Below are 18544 nucleotides of genomic sequence, written 5' to 3' on the forward strand. Positions count from 1 at the left end.
AGGTGGGGACAAAATGAAGCCGCTTGTAGGTGTCATCATGGGAAGTACATCTGATTGGGAAACAATGAAGAATGCGTGCGATATCTTAGAAGAATTAGACATTCCGTATGAAAAACAGGTCGTATCCGCACACCGGACACCTGACTTGATGTTTGAATATGCGACAGAAGCAAGAGGTAAAGGACTAAAAGTCATCATTGCCGGTGCTGGAGGCGCAGCACATTTACCGGGGATGGTCGCAGCGAAAACGACACTGCCGGTCATTGGTGTGCCCGTACAATCAAAAGCACTAAATGGACTGGATTCCTTATTATCCATCGTTCAAATGCCAGGCGGTGTACCAGTTGCGACAGTGGCGATTGGCAAAGCCGGTGCAACAAATGCAGGGCTTCTAGCTGCACAAATGATTTCAGCATTTGATGAAACAATCGCTGCTCGCCTTGAGGAAAGAAGAGAGCAAACAAAACAGACTGTACTAGAAAGCAGTGATCAGCTTGGCTAAGCAGACCATTTTTCCAAACGCAACCATCGGTATTATCGGTGGAGGACAGCTTGGCAGATATATGGCCGTCAGCGCAAAGCAAATGGGATACCGGGCAGCTGTCTTAGACCCAGTCGCACAATCTCCTTGTGGACAGGTTGCTGATACAGAAATCACAGCTGCTTATAGTGACCTCGATGGGATTCGACAGCTGGCAGAAATCAGCGATGTCGTGACATATGAATTTGAAAATATTGATTATGATGCACTTAATCAATTGAAGGAAGAAGCCAATTTACCGCAAGGAAGTGAACTTCTTCTTTTAACTCAAAATCGTGAAACGGAGAAAAAAGGGATTGTAGATGCAGGCTGTGAAGTCGCACCTTACCGCATCATTCATGATGAAAAAGAGCTGGAAGACGCAGTAACCGTACTTGGTTTGCCAGCCGTGCTGAAAACATGCAGAGGCGGCTACGACGGAAAAGGGCAGTATGTGATCAAGGAAAAGGGACAGCTTCACGAAGCAGCTGAATTGCTCACACATGGAGCATGTATTTTAGAAAGCTGGGTCCCATTTCAAATGGAGCTCTCGGTGATCGTCACTCGTTCTATTCACGGGGAGATTGCGGTATTTCCAGTCGCTGAGAACATTCATAAGCACAACATTTTGTTCCAGAGTATTGTGCCTGCAAGAGTAGGTGAAAGCATTCAGGAGAAGGCAAAAGTGCTGGCAGCGACACTGGCTGAAAAGCTAGCGCTAGTTGGTACACTTGCTGTAGAACTGTTCCTGACAAACGAAGGAGAGCTACTCGTCAATGAACTGGCGCCTCGCCCGCATAATTCTGGTCATTATACGCTCGATTTATGTGAGACGAGTCAGTTTGAACAGCATATTCGCGCGATATGCGGTTTGCCGCTTGGCGGTACAGCCCTTTTATCAGAGGGCATGATGGTGAACTTATTAGGCGATGAAGTAGACATCCCAAAAGAGCATCCTGAGCTTCTCAAAGAAGCGAAGCTTTATCTATATGGAAAGCATGAAGTAAAAACCGGCCGCAAAATGGGTCATATGACTTTTATGAAACAGCTTGATGATGAATGGATGACAAACATCACAAAGATATGGACTGAAAGAGATGGAGGAAACGGGAAATGATCGAACGTTACGCACGACCAGAAATGTCAGCAATCTGGACAGAGGAAAACAAATTTAATGCATGGCTTGAAGTAGAAATTCTCGCTTGTGAAGCTTGGGCAGAGCTCGGCGTTATTCCAAAAGAAGACGTTGTGACTATGCGCAAGAATGCAAGCTTTGATATTGATCGTATTCTAGAGATTGAACAAGACACGCGCCATGACGTGGTTGCCTTTACGCGTGCTGTATCTGAATCTCTAGGAGAAGAAAGAAAGTGGGTTCATTACGGGTTAACCTCTACAGACGTAGTGGATACGGCACTTTCATATCTATTAAAGCAGGCGAACGATATCTTGCTCAAGGACATTGAGAGATTTGTTGACATCCTAAAAGAAAAAGCAAAAGAGCACAAATATACCGTCATGATGGGCCGTACACACGGTGTACACGCTGAACCGACAACATTTGGCCTGAAGCTTGGTCTTTGGTACGAAGAAATGAAGCGTAACCTAGAACGTTTTAAACAAGCAAAAGCCGGTATCGAATTTGGTAAAATTTCTGGGGCTGTTGGCACATATGCGAACATCGACCCGTTTGTTGAGCAATATGTATGTGAGAAGCTTGGCATCAAAGCTGCACCAATCTCAACCCAAACCTTGCAGCGTGATCGTCATGCAGATTACATGGCAACTCTTGCACTCGTCGCAACAAGCATTGAGAAATTTGCTGTTGAAATTCGTGGACTTCAAAAGAGTGAAACACGTGAAGTAGAAGAGTTCTTTGCAAAAGGACAAAAAGGATCATCAGCAATGCCGCATAAACGCAACCCAATCGGCTCTGAAAATATGACGGGAATTGCCCGCGTCATCCGTGGATATATGCTGACAGCTTATGAGAATGTACCACTTTGGCATGAGCGTGATATTTCTCATTCGTCTGCTGAGCGCATCATTTTACCAGACGCAACGATTGCACTGAACTATATGCTAAACCGCTTCTCAAACATTGTGAAAAACTTGACGGTCTTCCCTGAGAACATGAAACGCAACATGGACCGCACACTTGGCTTGATTTACTCACAGCGCGTTCTTCTTGCATTAATCGATACAGGCATGGCACGTGAAGAGGCATATGATACGGTTCAGCCGAAGGCAATGGAAGCGTGGGAAAAGCAAGTGCATTTCCGTTCATTAGTAGAAGCGGAAGAAAAAATCACATCACGCTTAACACCTGAACAAATCGCTGACTGCTTCGATTACAACTATCACTTGAAAAATGTCGATATGATTTTCGAACGTCTAGGTCTTGCGTAAGAAAAGGGCCACCTGCTTGTCAGGTGCCCAATCCTGAAAATTGCCAACATTCAAATTAGGAGGCCAACCTGAATGACTGTGAAACAAGAACTTCTCTACGAAGGCAAAGCGAAAAAAATCTATCAGACCGATGACGAGCAAATTTTATATGTCGAATATAAAGACTCAGCAACAGCATTTAACGGCGAAAAGAAAGCTGAAATCGAAGGCAAGGGCAGACTGAACAACGAAATTTCAAGCTTAATCTTTCAAATGCTACATGAGAAAGGGATCAACAATCACTTTGTGAAACGACTTTCTGAAACAAAGCAGCTCATTCAAAAGGTGCAGATTGTGCCGCTTGAAGTCGTTGTACGAAATGTGGTGGCAGGCAGTATGTCAAAGCGCCTTGGCATTCCAGAGGGAACAAAACTGGATACACCATTGATCGAGTTTTACTACAAAGATGATGCACTCGGCGATCCGCTCATTACAGAAGATCATATTCGCATTTTAGATGCAGCGACACCAGAGCAGGTCGAGGAAATGAAGCAGATCACAAGACAAGTAAATGAAGAGTTAAAGCAAATCTTCTCAGACTGCCATGTGAATTTAATTGATTTCAAGCTTGAATTCGGAATAGATCACGAGAATCGTATTTTGCTAGCTGATGAGATTTCACCTGATACGTGCAGGCTTTGGGACAAAGATACAAACGAAAAGCTTGATAAAGACGTGTTCAGACGAAACCTGGGCGGCTTAACAAATGCATACGAAGAAATTTTCAAAAGACTTGGAGGCCATAAACATGTATAAAGTGAAAATTTTTGTCAGCTTAAAAGAGAGCGTTCTTGATCCACAAGGAAGTGCCGTGCAGCACGCCTTGCACAGCATGTCTTATCAGGAAGTAAAGGATGTCCGTATCGGGAAATACATGGAGCTAGTCATTGAAAAATCAGATCGTGATTTAGACACAGTCGTCAAAGAAATGTGTGAAAAATTACTGGCCAACACGGTGATTGAAGATTACCGCTATGAGGTGGAGGAGGTTGTCGCACAGTGAAGTTTGCAGTGATCGTCTTGCCTGGCTCTAACTGTGATATCGATATGTACCATGCGATTCAAGATGAGTTAGGTGAACAAGTTGAATATGTATGGCACGACGAAACGAGTCTAGACCGATTTGACGGTGTACTCGTACCAGGCGGTTTCTCTTATGGGGATTACTTAAGATGCGGTGCGATTGCTCGCTTTTCAAACATCATGCCGGCGGTGAAAAAAGCAGCTGCGGAAGGAAAACCTGTTCTTGGTGTTTGTAATGGGTTCCAAATCCTTCAGGAGCTTGGCATTCTTCCAGGTGCGATGAGACGAAATAAAGACTTAAAATTTATCTGTCGTCCAGTTGAACTCATTGTAGAGAACAACGAAACGCAATTTACAAGCGGCTATCAAAAAGGCGAATCCATTTCGGTTCCTGTAGCGCACGGTGAAGGCAACTTCTACTGTGATGAAGACACTTTAGCGAAGCTGATTGAAAATAACCAAATCGCTTTCACTTACGGAGACGATATTAACGGCAGTGTCAATCGAATTGCAGGTATAACGAATGAAGAGGGCAATGTACTCGGCATGATGCCGCACCCTGAGCGCGCGGTGGATACATTACTAGGCAGCGCAGACGGACTTAAATTGTTTCAATCTATCGTGAAAAATTGGAGGGACACTCATGTCACTACTGCTTGAACCAAGTCACAAGCAAATTAAAGAAGAGAAATTGTATCAGCAAATGGGATTGAGTGATGAAGAATTCGCTTTAATCGAATCCATTATTGGCAGGCTGCCAAACTACACAGAAATAGGCATTTTTTCTGTCATGTGGTCAGAGCATTGCAGTTATAAAAACTCAAAGCCTGTTTTAAGCAAATTCCCGACAAAAGGAGAGCATGTTCTTCAAGGTCCTGGGGAAGGCGCTGGAATCGTTGATATTGGAGACAACCAAGCGGTTGTATTTAAAATCGAATCACATAACCATCCATCTGCGATTGAACCGTATCAAGGAGCAGCTACTGGTGTCGGCGGAATTATCCGTGATGTATTCTCCATGGGTGCGCGTCCAATTGCTGTACTAAACTCTCTTCGTTTTGGTGAACTGACTTCACCGCGCGTGAAGTACTTGTTTGAAGAAGTAGTGGCAGGGATCGCAGGCTATGGAAACTGTATCGGAATTCCTACAGTCGGCGGAGAAGTTCATTTTGATCAAAGCTATGAAGGCAATCCGCTCGTGAATGCGATGTGTGTCGGATTAATCAACCATGAGGACATCAAAAAAGGGCAGGCAAAAGGAGTCGGCAACACGGTAATGTATGTTGGTGCTAAAACCGGACGTGACGGTATTCACGGTGCAACATTTGCGTCTGAAGAATTTTCTGATGAATCAGAAGAAAAACGTTCAGCGGTTCAAGTCGGTGATCCATTCATGGAAAAACTGCTGCTTGAAGCGTGCCTTGAAGTCATCAAAAACGATGCGCTCGTTGGGATTCAAGATATGGGAGCGGCTGGCTTAACAAGCTCAAGTGCGGAAATGGCAAGTAAAGCAGGTTCTGGTATTGAGATGAATCTAGACCTCATTCCGCAGCGTGAAACAGGCATGTCCGCATACGAAATGATGCTGTCTGAATCACAAGAGAGAATGCTTCTGGTCATTGAAAAAGGCCGTGAGCAAGAAATCATTGATATTTTCGAAAAATACGATCTTGAAGCAGTATCAGTCGGTCATGTGACAGACGATAAAATGCTTCGTTTACTCCATCAAGGTGAAGTGGTATGTGAGCTTCCTGTTGACGCTCTTGCAGAAGAAGCACCGGTTTATCACAAGCCGTCAAGTGAGCCTGCATACTATCGTGAGTTTTTAGAAACGAAAGTGGAAGCTCCAGCGATCACAGATGCAGCAGAGACATTAAAGCAGCTCCTTCAGCAGCCAACGATTGCAAGTAAAGAATGGGTCTATGATCAGTATGACTACATGGTTCGGACAAATACCGTCGTTGCACCTGGCTCTGATGCAGGCGTTTTAAGAATCCGTGGAACGAAAAAAGCTCTAGCGATGACAACAGATTGTAACGCACGTTATCTCTACCTTGATCCAGAGGTCGGCGGGAAAATCGCCGTCGCAGAAGCAGCACGTAACATTGTCTGCTCAGGCGCTCGTCCACTTGCAGTGACAGATAACCTGAACTTCGGTAACCCGGAGAAACCAGAAATTTTCTGGCAAATTGAAAAGTCTGCTGACGGGATTAGCGAAGCATGCCGCACGCTAAGCACACCAGTTATCGGTGGGAACGTCTCTTTATATAACGAATCAAATGGAACAGCGATTTACCCAACACCAGTCATTGGGATGGTTGGTTTGGTCGAAGATACTGCTCATATTACGACTCAATCGTTCCAGCAGGCTGGCGATGTCATTTTCGTCATTGGTGAGACGAAGGAAGAATTTGCAGGCAGTGAGCTTCAAAAGATGACAGAAGGTCGTATTTACGGAAAAGCACCGGAAATTGATTTGAACGTAGAGCTTTCGCGTCAAGAAGCCCTGCTAGCCGCGATTCAAAACGGTCTCGTTCAATCAGCACACGATGTGTCTGAAGGCGGACTTGGTGTAGCACTTGCTGAAAGTACATTTGGAACTGACGGGCTTGGTGCAGATATCCAAATCGATTTAAACAGCGAAGCTTCATTATTCAGTGAAACACAGTCACGTTTTGTCGTCACAGTTAAACTGGAGCACCGCGAAGCGTTTGCTGCGGCTGTCAAAGATGCGAAAGAAGTCGGAACGGTTACAAATGATGGTGTGTTTACTGTCAAAAATCAAGAAGGACAACAATGGATTTATGCAGCGGTCAACGAGCTTGAACGTGCATGGAAAGGAGCGATCCCATGCTTGCTGAAATCAGAGGCTTAAATGAAGAGTGTGGTGTCTTTGGGGTTTGGGGACACGAAGAAGCCCCGCAAATCACATATTACGGATTGCATAGCCTTCAGCACCGAGGACAAGAAGGTGCGGGAATCATTGCAACAGATGGTGAGAACCTCACATCACACAAAGGCCTTGGACTGATTACGGAAGTCTTTCAAAACGGTGAGCTAAAGGATTTGAAAGGAAAAGGTGCGATCGGACACGTTCGATATGCGACAGCAGGCGGAGGCGGCTTTGAAAATGTGCAGCCCCTCTTCTTCCGTTCGCAAAACAATGGCAGTCTTGCCCTTGCTCATAATGGAAACTTAGTGAATGCAACGCAGTTAAAGCAGCAGCTAGAGAACCAAGGGAGCATTTTCCAGACCTCTTCTGATACCGAAGTGCTGGCACATTTAATTAAGCGCAGCGGACATATGGAATTGAAGGAACAGATCAAAAATGCGCTGTCCATGCTTAAGGGAGCCTATGCTTTCTTAATCATGACGGAAACAGAAATGATCGTGGCGCTTGATCCAAACGGCTTACGCCCGCTTTCACTTGGTATGCTTGGGGATGCTTATGTTGTCGCTTCTGAAACATGTGCATTTGATGTCGTCGGTGCCACGTATTTACGTGATGTGGAGCCTGGCGAAATGCTGATCATTAATGATGAAGGCTTAAAATCTGAGCGCTTCTCGATGAATATTAACCGCAGCATGTGCAGCATGGAATACATTTATTTCTCAAGACCTGACAGCAATATCAACGGCATCAATGTGCATAGTGCGAGAAAGAGTCTTGGCAAAAAGCTTGCTGAGGAAGCGCATGTCGAAGCAGATGTTGTGACAGGTGTACCAGATTCCAGTATTTCTGCAGCGATTGGATATGCCGAAGCAACAGGTATTCCGTATGAGCTCGGTTTGATTAAAAACCGTTATGTTGGCCGGACGTTTATCCAGCCGTCTCAAGCATTGCGTGAGCAGGGCGTACGGATGAAGCTGTCTGCTGTGCGCGGGGTAGTCGAAGGAAAGCGTGTTGTGATGGTGGATGATTCCATCGTACGCGGGACAACGAGCCGCAGAATTGTCACGATGCTAAGAGAAGCGGGTGCGACGGAAGTCCATGTACGCATTAGTTCACCGCCAATCGCACACCCTTGTTTTTATGGAATTGATACATCCACACACGAAGAGCTGATTGCTTCATCTCATTCAGTGGAAGAAATTAGACAGGAAATCGGTGCGGACACCATTGCATTTTTATCTGTAGACGGTTTAATGGACGGGATTGGCAGGAAGTATGATGATCCGCAGCGCGGTCAGTGTTTAGCATGCTTTACTGGGAAATACCCGACTGAAATATATGAAGATACGGTTCTTCCGCATGTGAAGGAAACGGTCTTGACGAAATAATCGAATAAAGGAGCAGCAGTCAAGATGAGTTGATATGCTGCTCTTTCATTCTGCCGAAAATACATGGAAAGCAGCAGCTAAAAGGAGTGAATGGGATGTCAGAAGCATATAAAAACGCCGGTGTCGACATCGAAGCAGGGTACGAAGCCGTCAAACGAATGAAAACACACGTAGAACGTACAAAACGAGCAGGTGTCATGGGCGCTCTAGGTGGATTTGGCGGTATGTTTGATCTATCTGAGCTGCCATACAAAAAGCCCGTTCTTGTTTCAGGAACAGATGGTGTCGGAACGAAATTAAAGCTTGCCTTTTTAATGGATAAACACGATACGATCGGCGTCGATGCCGTGGCCATGTGTGTCAACGATGTGCTTGCACAAGGGGCAGAACCGCTCTTTTTCTTAGATTACTTAGCCGTTGGAAAAGCAGATCCGGTAAAAATTGAATCCATTGTCAAAGGTGTGGCTGACGGATGTGAGCAGTCTGGTTCAGCGCTTGTCGGCGGTGAGACAGCTGAAATGCCAGGTCTTTACACAGAAGAGGAATATGATATTGCTGGTTTTTCAGTAGGTGTCGTTGAAAAGGATGAAATCGTGACGGGAGAGGGCATCAAGGAAGGGCATTTGCTTATTGGACTCAGCTCAAGCGGAATTCATAGCAATGGATACTCTCTCGTTCGTAAAGTCTTGCTGGAAGACGCTGGTCTTGACCTGCATCAAACGTATGAACCTTTTACAAGACCGCTCGGAGAAGAGCTTCTTGAACCGACAAAAATTTATGTGAAGCCCGTACTCAAACAAGTGAAAGCCGGCAAGGTTGACGGCATGGCACATGTGACAGGCGGCGGTTTTATTGAGAATTTACCACGTATGCTGCCTGAAGGTCTTGGTGTTGAGGTAGATAACGGCTCATGGCCAGTTCCCCCTATTTTCTCCTTTATTCAAGAAAAGGGTCAGTTGAAGGCAGAAGAGATGTTCAACGTGTTTAATATGGGCATTGGCTTTGTCCTAGCTGTCAAAGAGGACGATCTTGTGGATGTGATTAGCGGACTTGAACAGGATGGAGAGAAAGCATTTCTCATCGGACGTGTTCAAAAAGGAGAAGGTGTCACATTCGGCGGTGGAAGCCTCTCATGAAGAAGTTTGCGATCTTCGCCTCTGGAAGCGGGACGAACTTTCAAGCCATTATAGATACGTTAAAAGAAGAAAAGTGGCAGGCAGAGGCCGCCATTGTGATTTGTGATAAACCGGGTGCAAAGGTACTGGAGCGTGCTGAGAAAGAGGGCATTCCCTCCTTTGCTTTTACCCCGAAGGCTTTTCCGAATAAAGCCGCTTTTGAACAAACAATCATTGAACAACTGAGGCTTCATGAAGTAGAATGGGTTTTCCTTGCTGGGTACATGAGACTGATCGGTCCGACATTACTTGAAGCATACAAAGGGAAAATCGTGAATATCCACCCATCCTTGCTGCCAGCTTTCCCTGGTCTTGATGCCATCGGACAGGCGTATCAAGCAGGCGTCAAAGTGGCAGGCATCACCGTCCATTTTGTTGATGAAGGGATGGATACAGGTCCGATTATTGACCAAGCCGCGATCTATATTGAACAAGGCGAAGAGCTTGAATCAATTGAAAAAAGAATGCATGAACTAGAACACACACTATATCCAAAAGTGATCAAATCACTTTTAGAATTATCTTAATGAGGTGACGAAGGCATGACGATCAAACGCGCATTAATCAGTGTTTCTGATAAAACGAATCTTGTACCTTTTGTGAAAGAATTAACAGAACTTGGTGTTGAAGTCATTTCAACTGGAGGTACTCATAAGCTTCTTCAAGAGAATGGCATTGATGTCATTGGGATTTCTGAAGTCACTGGATTCCCTGAAATCATGGACGGACGACTCAAAACGCTTCACCCGAACATTCATGGTGGATTATTGGCAGTGAGAGAAAATGATGAGCATATGGCACAGATTGAAAAGCATGGCATTCAGCCGATTGATCTTGTTGTCGTGAATCTCTATCCTTTCAAAGAGACGATCTCAAAAGACGATGTAACGTATGAAGAAGCAATTGAAAACATTGATATTGGCGGACCGGGAATGCTTCGTGCGGCATCGAAAAACCACCAAGACGTCACAGTGATTGTCGATCCTCGTGACTATGATACAGTCGTTCAGCAAATCAAAGAAGGCGGCGTGTCACTTGAGAAAAAACGTGAGCTTGCGGCGAAGGTATTCCGTCATACAGCTGCTTACGATGCCCTCATTGCAGATTATTTAACGAACTTTGTTGGCGAAACAGAGCCAGAGCAGTTCACCGTCACGTTTGAGAAAAAACAATCCCTTCGCTATGGAGAAAACCCGCACCAAGCGGCGACTTTCTATGAAAATGCTCTTCCAAGCAAAGGCTCTTTGGCAACAGCTACACAGTTACATGGAAAAGAGCTTTCCTACAACAATATTAAAGATGCAGATGCAGCTCTTCAAATCGTACGTGAATTTACGGAGCCAGCGGCTGTGGCTGTAAAACATATGAACCCATGCGGCGTTGGTACAGGAGAAACGATTGCAGAAGCGTTTGATCGTGCCTTCAAAGCAGATGAAACCTCTATTTTTGGCGGCATTGTGGCGCTGAACCGTGAAGTAGACAAGCAAACGGCTGAGGTACTGCATACGATTTTCTTAGAAATCGTCATCGCTCCATCGTTTAGCCAAGAAGCACTTGACGTGTTAACAGCGAAAAAGAACCTTCGTCTATTAACATTAGATGTAGAAGCAGATCTTGAGAAAAAAGAAAAGCAGCTGACAAGTGTCCATGGCGGACTGCTTGTGCAGGATATTGATACGTATGGCTTAGATGAAGCAACGATTTCTATTCCAACGAAAAGAGAACCAACAGAAGACGAATGGAAAGACTTAAAGCTTGCTTGGAAAGTCGTCAAGCATGTGAAATCAAATGCGATTGTCCTTGCAAAAGATCAAATGACAGCAGGCATCGGCGCTGGTCAGATGAACCGCGTGGGCTCAGCAAACATTGCGATTGAGCAAGCAGGCGAAAAAGCGAAAGGAAGCGCACTAGGCTCTGATGCATTCTTCCCGATGGGCGATACAGTGGAAGCTGCTGCAAAGGCAGGCGTCACAGCAATCATCCAGCCAGGTGGTTCCATTCGTGATGAAGAATCAATCCAAAAAGCAGATGAATACGGCATCGCCATGGTCTTCACTGGCGTTAGACATTTCAAACATTAAGGGGATGACAGTGTGAACGTATTAATTATCGGCAGAGGCGGAAGAGAGCATACCATCGCATGGAAAGTGAACCAAAGTGAACTTGTCAGCCAAGTATTTGTCGCACCTGGCAATGATGGAATGGCAGACGCTGCGAAGCTTGTACCGATCGACGAAGGTGATCATGAGGCATTAATTCGTTTTGCAAAAGACAATGAAATCGGCTTAACGATTGTCGGTCCAGAGGTTCCTTTAATTGCAGGTGTCGTCGATGCATTTGAAGAGGCAGGTCTAAAGGTATTTGGACCAAATGCAAAAGCCGCAGTCATTGAAGGCTCAAAGGAATTTGCAAAAGACTTAATGAAAAATTATGAGATCCCGACCGCCGCTTATGCCACTTTTACATCGTTTGAAGAAGCGAAGGCATATGTGGAAGAAAAGGGTGCGCCGATTGTCATTAAAGCAGATGGTCTCGCAGCAGGAAAAGGCGTGACAGTTGCGATGACACTTGAAGAGGCGATCAACTGTCTGCACGATTTTTTAGAGGATGAAAAGTTTGGCGATGCAAGTGCATCGGTCGTCATCGAGGAATTTTTAACAGGTGAGGAATTTTCATTGATGGCCTTTGTCAATGGAGAAAAGGTGTACCCAATGGTGATCGCGCAAGATCACAAACGGGCATTTGAAGATGACAAAGGACCGAATACCGGCGGGATGGGCGCTTATTCACCAGTTCCACAAATTTCAGATGAAGTCGTCCAAAAAGCGGTGGAAGATGTCGTCAAACCAGCGGCTCGCGCAATGGTGCAGGAGGAGCGTCCGTTTACAGGCATTTTATATGCTGGCTTAATGCTGACACCAGAAGGCTCAAAGGTCATTGAGTTCAATGCACGCTTTGGCGATCCTGAAACGCAGGTGGTTCTTCCTCGTCTTGAATCAGATCTAGTTCAAGTCTTCCTCGATATTCTTGATGGAAAAGATGTAGACTTGCAGTGGAAAGATACTGCGGCTGTCAGTGTGGTCCTTGCATCAGAAGGGTACCCAGAAGACTATGCAAAAGGCACACCGATCGGTACTTTGCAAACAACGGTCTCTGATGTCGTGACCTTCCACGCAGGAACAAAAAAAGAAAACGATCAATTCGTCACAAATGGCGGCCGTGTAGCAAATGTGACCGCATTTGACGAGACATTTGAAGCGGCAAGATCAAGAGTGTATGAAGCGGTTGAAGAAATTATTCAGCCAGGTCTATTTTATCGCCGTGACATTGGCGCCCGTGCGCTGAAGGCTGCGGGGAAATCCGTTTAATCAAAACACCTTTCTATCTGATGAGATGGAAAGGTGTTTTTTGTTCATGAGAAGGGATGCCGATTGAAAATGAAGAAGTAGTATGGGATCACGAATAGATATCGGGAGGAAACATGGAAATCAAAGCATTTATTATCTTTGCAATCGTCATACTTATTTTATTTCTCATAACTATAAATAACATCATGTTGATTGCCATTAAGCACAATAAAATGAAAAAGGCTTCAGCCATTAGTTATATGATACTTTCAATTTTTTCTGGCATCGCTATTTCGTCATTTCTAATTTGGACATTCTTTATTAAATAATTCATTAGAGAGGAATGAGTGTATGGTGCAATTGAAGGAACTTGCGAATGAGCGTTTTTCTGCCTCGATCTGTATTGATTCATTTAATGAGCGAATCCGTTTAGATGATTATAGCGGCAGGGTGCGGGATGTGATTCAGTCGGTTCTAAAGGAAGCGGCGGACTGTAAGGCTTCTAAGGTCATTGTGAAAGTAAGACGTGAGCATGTGCCGCTTTTTTTAGAAAAAGGCTTTCGGCTTGAAGGGGTGTTTTCTCATTATTTCCTTGGAAGTGACGCTTACGGTATGTCGCTTTTTCTCACTGAGGATCGAATGAACAGTTCGTATTGGCTGGAGGAGGATGAGATCGTCGCATCCATTCAAGCAAAAGTAATCAAAAAAGACCAAGGCACATGGCAGGATGAGTATGTGATGAGAAAAGCCGATCCAAAGGATATTCACAAGCTGGCAAAGCTCTATGATACCGTCTTTGAAACGTACCCTACGCCAATGAACGAGTCAGATTATATTCAAAAGGTAATGGAGGAAGGGACCATTTTTTATGTTGTTGAACATGACGGACACATTGTGAGTGCAGCATCCGCTGAAATCAATGCGCCGTATGGTCATGCAGAATTAACAGATTGTGCGACCCTTCCTTCCTATAGAAAACTAGGATTCATGCATCATTTAATTCTAGCCCTTGAAAAGGAACTCCAGTCGATGCATATCTATGTCTTTTATTCTCTTGCCCGTGCACTGTCCTATGGAATGAATCAAGTGTTTTATCAGCTTGGTTATACATATACCGGGCGCTTTCAAAACAACTGCTATATTTTTGACAAAATTGAAGATATGAATCTATGGGTCAAAACACCAAATGAATCATGAAATGGTTCTCATCTGATCAAGCAGACCAGATAGGCGGTATGCCATGATACTGAGCTGCAGCTTCATCCGATCATCAGTGGATTTGAGGCTGCAGCCTGTTCTCGTTTCAATTTGTTTCAGCCGGTAGCTTAACGTATGTCTGTGAATAAATAATTCTCCCGCAGATTTTTGAATATTTTCATTGTGCGCCAAATACACTTCGAGTGTATGGATCAGGTCAGCCCCTTGTTTTTTCGTATAAAGCAAAGGACTTAACAGCTCCACGTAAAAATCATGCAAATTCATACCGGCTTCATTCATTTCAAGAAGCATCCCATATAAGCCGAGCTTTTGATAATGAATGATGCTTTCGTCTGTTTTTAAAAGCGGAAGAAGCCTTGCTGCATACTGCGCTTCCTTTGCGCTTTTTGCAAAGAGACTGATCTGGTCATAGGCTCTCCCAATGCCAATGACAATCGGATGGACGGGGAAAAAATACGACCAAGTGCTCCGGCACTCCTCTGCTGCGCGATACCACTCCGCTTCTTGAAACGCTTTTTTTCCTGCTGGTGTTAGGACAAAAATGGAATCGAGCCTTGTCTTTAGTAAAAAAGGAATATGTCTGCGTTCAAAGATCGACGTGAGTAATTGTGATAGACGCTGCATCATTTGGTGATCGAGCTGTGTGTGCTGATGCTGGAATTGAAAATAGATCACCACCTGCTCATCACTCATGTCATATTGCAGCTTTGTTGCTTGTTCGACCACGTAGCTTTCTTCTGTATATTGCTGCTGCAAAATATCATCTAACAAATGTCCTTGCATTTGGTTTTCTGTATCTTGAATGGCTTTTTGCTTCAACCATTCAATCGCATACACTGCCCCAGCATGCTCGATGGCAATCGCGTCGAGATGATGCCACGTATCCTTTTTCTTTAAAGACACAATAAACCCAAAAATATCACCCATCGCAATCACTGGACATGCGGCGAGGACGAACGCTCCGCACGTGTCATAGACGAGCCGCCCTTTCTCCTCTGCCTGCTTGAGAAGGGGCATGGTTTCAATTGGTTCATGATCTGTCAGAAAGCCAAAAGCAGGAGAGTACGTCACTTCATCTTTTATGAGATGAGCCGCTGTTTGATGTAAAAAGACATCAAGAACGACAATGTTCGCTGCAGTGAGATGTGCCAGTTCCTCTGTAATTTGCGTCACATTTTTATTCCTTACATTTAATTGGGTCAGTCTTTGATGAATCGCGGATGAATATTTAAGCTGATGAAGCTGACTGCTCACGATTTGTTCTAACACGGCTTTTGTAATGTCCGAGAAATTGATGTGCGGGGGAATCTCGATGAGCGGAATGCCGCTATTTTTCGCCGCTTGAATGAGTGATGCTGGAATGTCGCTTAAGTATACACCTTTATAAATAGCGATGGCTGATAGCCTTTTAGATTGAATCAATTCTTCAAGCCGGTTGCGTCTTTCTTGATTGTCTGCGAGTCCAAATCCGGTTGTGACGAGCAATTCTCCTTCGGAAAGCCTCGACGTGTCTTCGATGATTTCCACGATGGTCACCCATTGAATGAGTCGGTCCAGTCCATTTTCTCCAGCGAGCAGCTTTGTTCCCTTCATGATATCGAGCGAAAGTGCATCTTTGACGAGAATCGCCATAGACTCATGACCTCCTTTTGAACACTCTTATACACGATGTATAAAAAATGCGTCTGAAATTCGGGCATGTGGCGAATGGAGGATGACTGCCCTCTTGATTAAGCTAATCTTATAACAAGTATACAAAATTTTCTTGCGATTCATGAAAAAGAAAGAGGCAGCTGCTGACGAGAGAGGGAGGAATGGCAAAGTGGAGACCCGGGATTACTTAATCAAACCGATGTTGAATCAGCATTATCCTGTGGCTGTGAAAGGAGAGGGAATTTATTTATATGATCGGGACGGAAAAAAATATATAGACGGCTCATCGGGGGCTGTCACGGCAAGTATTGGACATGGCATACGTGAAATCGTTGATGCCATGACCGAGCAAGCGGAAAAAGTGAGCTTTACGTACAGATCACAATTCACAAATGAACCAGCAGAAGAACTTGCCTATGAATTGAGTACGCTTTGTCCAGGTAACCTGAACTGGTCTTTTTTTGTCGGAAGCGGATCAGAGGCAACGGAAACGGCTATGAAAATTGCAATTCAGCATTGGCAGGAGCAAGGAAAGGCTGAGAAGAATCACATTATCTCACGATGGATGAGTTATCACGGCATCACCCTCGGTGCACTGTCGATGTCCGGACATATTGCAAGGAGAGAGCGCTTTGAACCATTGCTCGAAAAGAACCCAGTGCTGTCTCCGCCATATAGCTATCGTTCATGGCTGCCGAAGGAAGAGGGCAAGCAGGTTGAATGGTATGTTCAGGAATTTAAAACCGTCATTCAGCGTATAGGAAAAGAGAGGATTGCCGCTTTTATTGCAGAGCCGATTGTCGGAGCATCGGGAGCGGCGCTTGTACCGCCAGACGGATATTTTGAAGCAATGAAGCGTGTCTGTGAGGAAAACGATATTTTAATGATTGCAGACGAAGTCATGACAGGCTTTGGACGAACTGGGAAAATGTTTGCGATGGAGCATTGGGGCGTCGTACCAGATATTATGGTTCTCGGCAAAGGGATGAGTGCTGGCTATTCACCGATTGCGGCAGCCGTCTCAGCGGATCATGTCATCGCACCAATTCTGAGCGGTTCCGGCTCTGTGATGGCAGGTCACACCTATAGCGGCAACCCGCTTTCAGCAGCCGTCTCACTGGCTGTCATTCGATATATGAAAAAACATCAGCTTCCTGACCGAGCGGATCTGTCTGGCCGCTATTTAATGAATGCTTTAAAGGATGTGCAAACAAACCATTTCATCATAGGAGATGTGAGAGGAAAGGGACTGCTCATCGGCATTGAGTTTGTCGCAGACCGTTTATCGAAAACACCATTTCCTGCCCATGCTCAAATGACGCATTTAGTCGTTGAGACAGCGAAGCAAAATGGCTTGCTCGTTTACCCAGCAAGCGCTGGAGAGGATGGAGTGGGAGGTGCAGCGGTCATGATCGCTCCGCCGCTTTCTATCACGCAGCAGGAGATGGATGAACTCATTCAATTATTTGAGCAGACAATCACGCAGGTCGAACAAGAAGTCATCAACCGAGGGTTTTTCCCATCTGCGATGTAGGGAGGAAAGATGATGAACAAAACAGTGAATGTAGATGAAGTGATCACGCATTTTAGGAACGGCATGACCATCATGTTTGGCGGGTTTGGCGGCGTAGGGTCGCCGCCATCATTGATCGACGCCATCCTAGAAGCGAATATCAAAGATCTGACATTGATCGGAAACGATGCAGGCTTCCCGCAAATAGGTGTTGGCCGGCTGATCACAGAAGGAAGAGTCAAGAAGATCATTGCTTCTCATATTGGCTCAAATCCAATAGCCGGACAGAAAATGCAATCAGGTACACTAGATGTTCATTTTTACCCGCAGGGCATTCTAGCAGAAAAAATACGAGCAGGCGGGATGGGTTTGGCAGGCATTGTAACAGATGTCGGCATGGATAGCCTCAATCTTGATGAGAAGCAGCTCGTGCCACTAAACGGAAAGACATATATCCTTGAGCCTGCGCTGACAGCGGATATTGCCATTGTGAATGCCTTCAAAGCAGATGAAGCAGGAAATCTGATATTTGATAAAAGTGCACGGAATACAAACCCGATTGTGGCGATGGCAGGAGACTGGACCATTGCGGAAGTGGAAGAGATTGTGCCTGTAGGTAGTCTTCATCCAGAGGAAATCGTGACACCAGGCGTATTTGTGAACCAGATCGTGCAATCAAAAGGAGTGAACTGGACATGGGCATGGGAGACAACGATATAAGACACCGCATAGCCAAACGGGCGGCGCAGGAAATTGAAGATGGCATGATCGTCAATCTTGGGATCGGCATCCCAACCCTTGCGGCTGATTACATTCCAGCGCATTACAACGTATGGCTTCATGCAGAAAACGGCATTATGGGGGCAGGCGCCTCACCAGCACAAGGAGAAGAAGATTCGAACTTGTGCAATGCCGGTGGTTTTCCTATTACGTTAACAAAAGGCGGCTCATACATGGACAGCACGACTGCTTTTGGCATCATTCGAAAAGGCATGCTGGATATGACCATTTTAGGTGCACTTGAAGTAAGCAGTCAGGGTGATCTTGCGAATTGGATTGTGCCAGGCAAACGAGTACCCGGGATGGGCGGAGCGATTGAGCTTGCGCAAAAGGCGAAAAAGGTTGTGGTGGTGATGAGTCACCTCGATAAACACGGTGAATCAAAGGTGAAATCTGCCTGCACACTGCCCTTAACTGCTAAGTCTTGTGTGGATCTGATTATAACGGATATGGCAGTCATTGAGGTCAAATCGCAGCTGCTCATTTTACGTGAAGTCATGCCGCCGTATCAGCCGGAAGATGTCATAAGGGCGACAGAGGCACCTTTAATTTTAGCGCCTGATGTCAAATCTGTTGTGTAGAAAGG

General features: G+C 45.2%; 17 protein-coding genes. 16 read left to right on the forward strand and 1 reads right to left on the reverse strand.

The window, feature by feature from the left end:
- Positions 1 to 13: 13 nt before the first annotated feature.
- From purE to ablB, 13 genes are all read left to right on the forward strand, one after another.
- A complete protein-coding gene (purE, locus tag MHH41_RS03190) occupies positions 14 to 502 on the forward strand; it encodes a 5-(carboxyamino)imidazole ribonucleotide mutase (protein ID WP_050945777.1) in 489 nt (162 codons plus the stop codon).
- Positions 495 to 1637 (forward strand): 5-(carboxyamino)imidazole ribonucleotide synthase, encoded by a 1143-nt coding sequence (gene purK, locus MHH41_RS03195; protein ID WP_340865672.1) that lies wholly within the window; start codon positions 495 to 497, stop codon positions 1635 to 1637. The genes purE and purK overlap by 8 nt, the downstream gene beginning before the upstream one ends.
- Positions 1634 to 2929: an adenylosuccinate lyase gene (gene purB / locus MHH41_RS03200; protein WP_044141516.1), complete on the forward strand. Its 1296-nt coding sequence runs from the start codon at positions 1634 to 1636 to the stop codon at positions 2927 to 2929. Before purK ends, purB begins: the two co-directional genes overlap by 4 nt.
- 72 nt (positions 2930 to 3001) lie before the next feature.
- Positions 3002 to 3724 carry a phosphoribosylaminoimidazolesuccinocarboxamide synthase gene (gene purC / locus MHH41_RS03205; protein WP_113386794.1) on the forward strand — a complete coding sequence of 241 codons (723 nt, stop codon included), beginning with the start codon at positions 3002 to 3004 and terminating at the stop codon, positions 3722 to 3724.
- A complete protein-coding gene (purS, locus tag MHH41_RS03210) occupies positions 3717 to 3971 on the forward strand; it encodes a phosphoribosylformylglycinamidine synthase subunit PurS (protein WP_003214349.1) in 255 nt (84 codons plus the stop codon). The genes purC and purS overlap by 8 nt, the downstream gene beginning before the upstream one ends.
- Complete coding sequence (gene purQ, locus MHH41_RS03215; RefSeq protein WP_044141518.1) at positions 3968 to 4651, forward strand: phosphoribosylformylglycinamidine synthase subunit PurQ; 684 nt, start codon at positions 3968 to 3970, stop codon at positions 4649 to 4651. The genes purS and purQ overlap by 4 nt, the downstream gene beginning before the upstream one ends.
- The gene (gene purL, locus MHH41_RS03220) at positions 4635 to 6866 is read left to right on the forward strand and encodes a phosphoribosylformylglycinamidine synthase subunit PurL (protein ID WP_340865676.1); all 2232 of its coding nucleotides are present in this window, start codon (positions 4635 to 4637) and stop codon (positions 6864 to 6866) included. The genes purQ and purL overlap by 17 nt, the downstream gene beginning before the upstream one ends.
- Positions 6842 to 8272: an amidophosphoribosyltransferase gene (gene purF / locus MHH41_RS03225; RefSeq protein WP_003213939.1), complete on the forward strand. Its 1431-nt coding sequence runs from the start codon at positions 6842 to 6844 to the stop codon at positions 8270 to 8272. Before purL ends, purF begins: the two co-directional genes overlap by 25 nt.
- Positions 8273 to 8367: 95 nt before the next feature.
- Entirely contained in the window at positions 8368 to 9408 is a 1041-nt protein-coding gene (gene purM / locus MHH41_RS03230; RefSeq protein WP_034620207.1) for a phosphoribosylformylglycinamidine cyclo-ligase, read from the forward strand.
- The gene (purN, locus tag MHH41_RS03235; protein WP_044141522.1) at positions 9405 to 9974 is read left to right on the forward strand and encodes a phosphoribosylglycinamide formyltransferase; all 570 of its coding nucleotides are present in this window, start codon (positions 9405 to 9407) and stop codon (positions 9972 to 9974) included. The genes purM and purN overlap by 4 nt, the downstream gene beginning before the upstream one ends.
- Positions 9975 to 9989: 15 nt before the next feature.
- Positions 9990 to 11528 carry a bifunctional phosphoribosylaminoimidazolecarboxamide formyltransferase/IMP cyclohydrolase gene (gene purH, locus MHH41_RS03240; protein ID WP_137055446.1) on the forward strand — a complete coding sequence of 513 codons (1539 nt, stop codon included), beginning with the start codon at positions 9990 to 9992 and terminating at the stop codon, positions 11526 to 11528.
- Positions 11529 to 11540: 12 nt separating this feature from the next.
- The gene (purD, locus tag MHH41_RS03245) at positions 11541 to 12815 is read left to right on the forward strand and encodes a phosphoribosylamine--glycine ligase (protein ID WP_340865677.1); all 1275 of its coding nucleotides are present in this window, start codon (positions 11541 to 11543) and stop codon (positions 12813 to 12815) included.
- 330 nt (positions 12816 to 13145) lie between these two features.
- Positions 13146 to 13991, forward strand: a complete 846-nt coding sequence (ablB, locus tag MHH41_RS03250; protein ID WP_050945716.1) for a putative beta-lysine N-acetyltransferase — start codon at positions 13146 to 13148, stop codon at positions 13989 to 13991.
- Here the strand turns inward: ablB and MHH41_RS03255 are convergent.
- A complete protein-coding gene (locus MHH41_RS03255) occupies positions 13986 to 15644 on the reverse strand; it encodes a PucR family transcriptional regulator (protein ID WP_137055442.1) in 1659 nt (552 codons plus the stop codon). The two genes, ablB and MHH41_RS03255, sit on opposite strands and share 6 nt — an antisense overlap.
- Before the next feature lie 190 nt (positions 15645 to 15834).
- Here MHH41_RS03255 and MHH41_RS03260 point away from each other — a divergent pair, with 190 nt between their 5' ends.
- Genes MHH41_RS03260 through MHH41_RS03270 form a run of 3 tightly spaced genes read left to right on the forward strand, consistent with a single transcriptional unit; the run spans position 15835 to position 18539 of the window.
- On the forward strand, positions 15835 to 17199 hold the full coding sequence (locus tag MHH41_RS03260; protein WP_310427722.1) for an aspartate aminotransferase family protein: 1365 nt from the start codon (positions 15835 to 15837) through the stop codon (positions 17197 to 17199).
- Positions 17200 to 17211: 12 nt separating this feature from the next.
- The gene (locus MHH41_RS03265) at positions 17212 to 17898 is read left to right on the forward strand and encodes a CoA transferase subunit A (protein WP_282060752.1); all 687 of its coding nucleotides are present in this window, start codon (positions 17212 to 17214) and stop codon (positions 17896 to 17898) included.
- A complete protein-coding gene (locus tag MHH41_RS03270) occupies positions 17874 to 18539 on the forward strand; it encodes a 3-oxoacid CoA-transferase subunit B (RefSeq protein ID WP_050945720.1) in 666 nt (221 codons plus the stop codon). Before MHH41_RS03265 ends, MHH41_RS03270 begins: the two co-directional genes overlap by 25 nt.
- Positions 18540 to 18544 lie beyond the last annotated feature (5 nt).

Source organism: Bacillus sp. FSL K6-1145, assembly GCF_038003425.1.
Lineage (GTDB): Bacteria > Bacillota > Bacilli > Bacillales > Bacillaceae > Bacillus > Bacillus pumilus.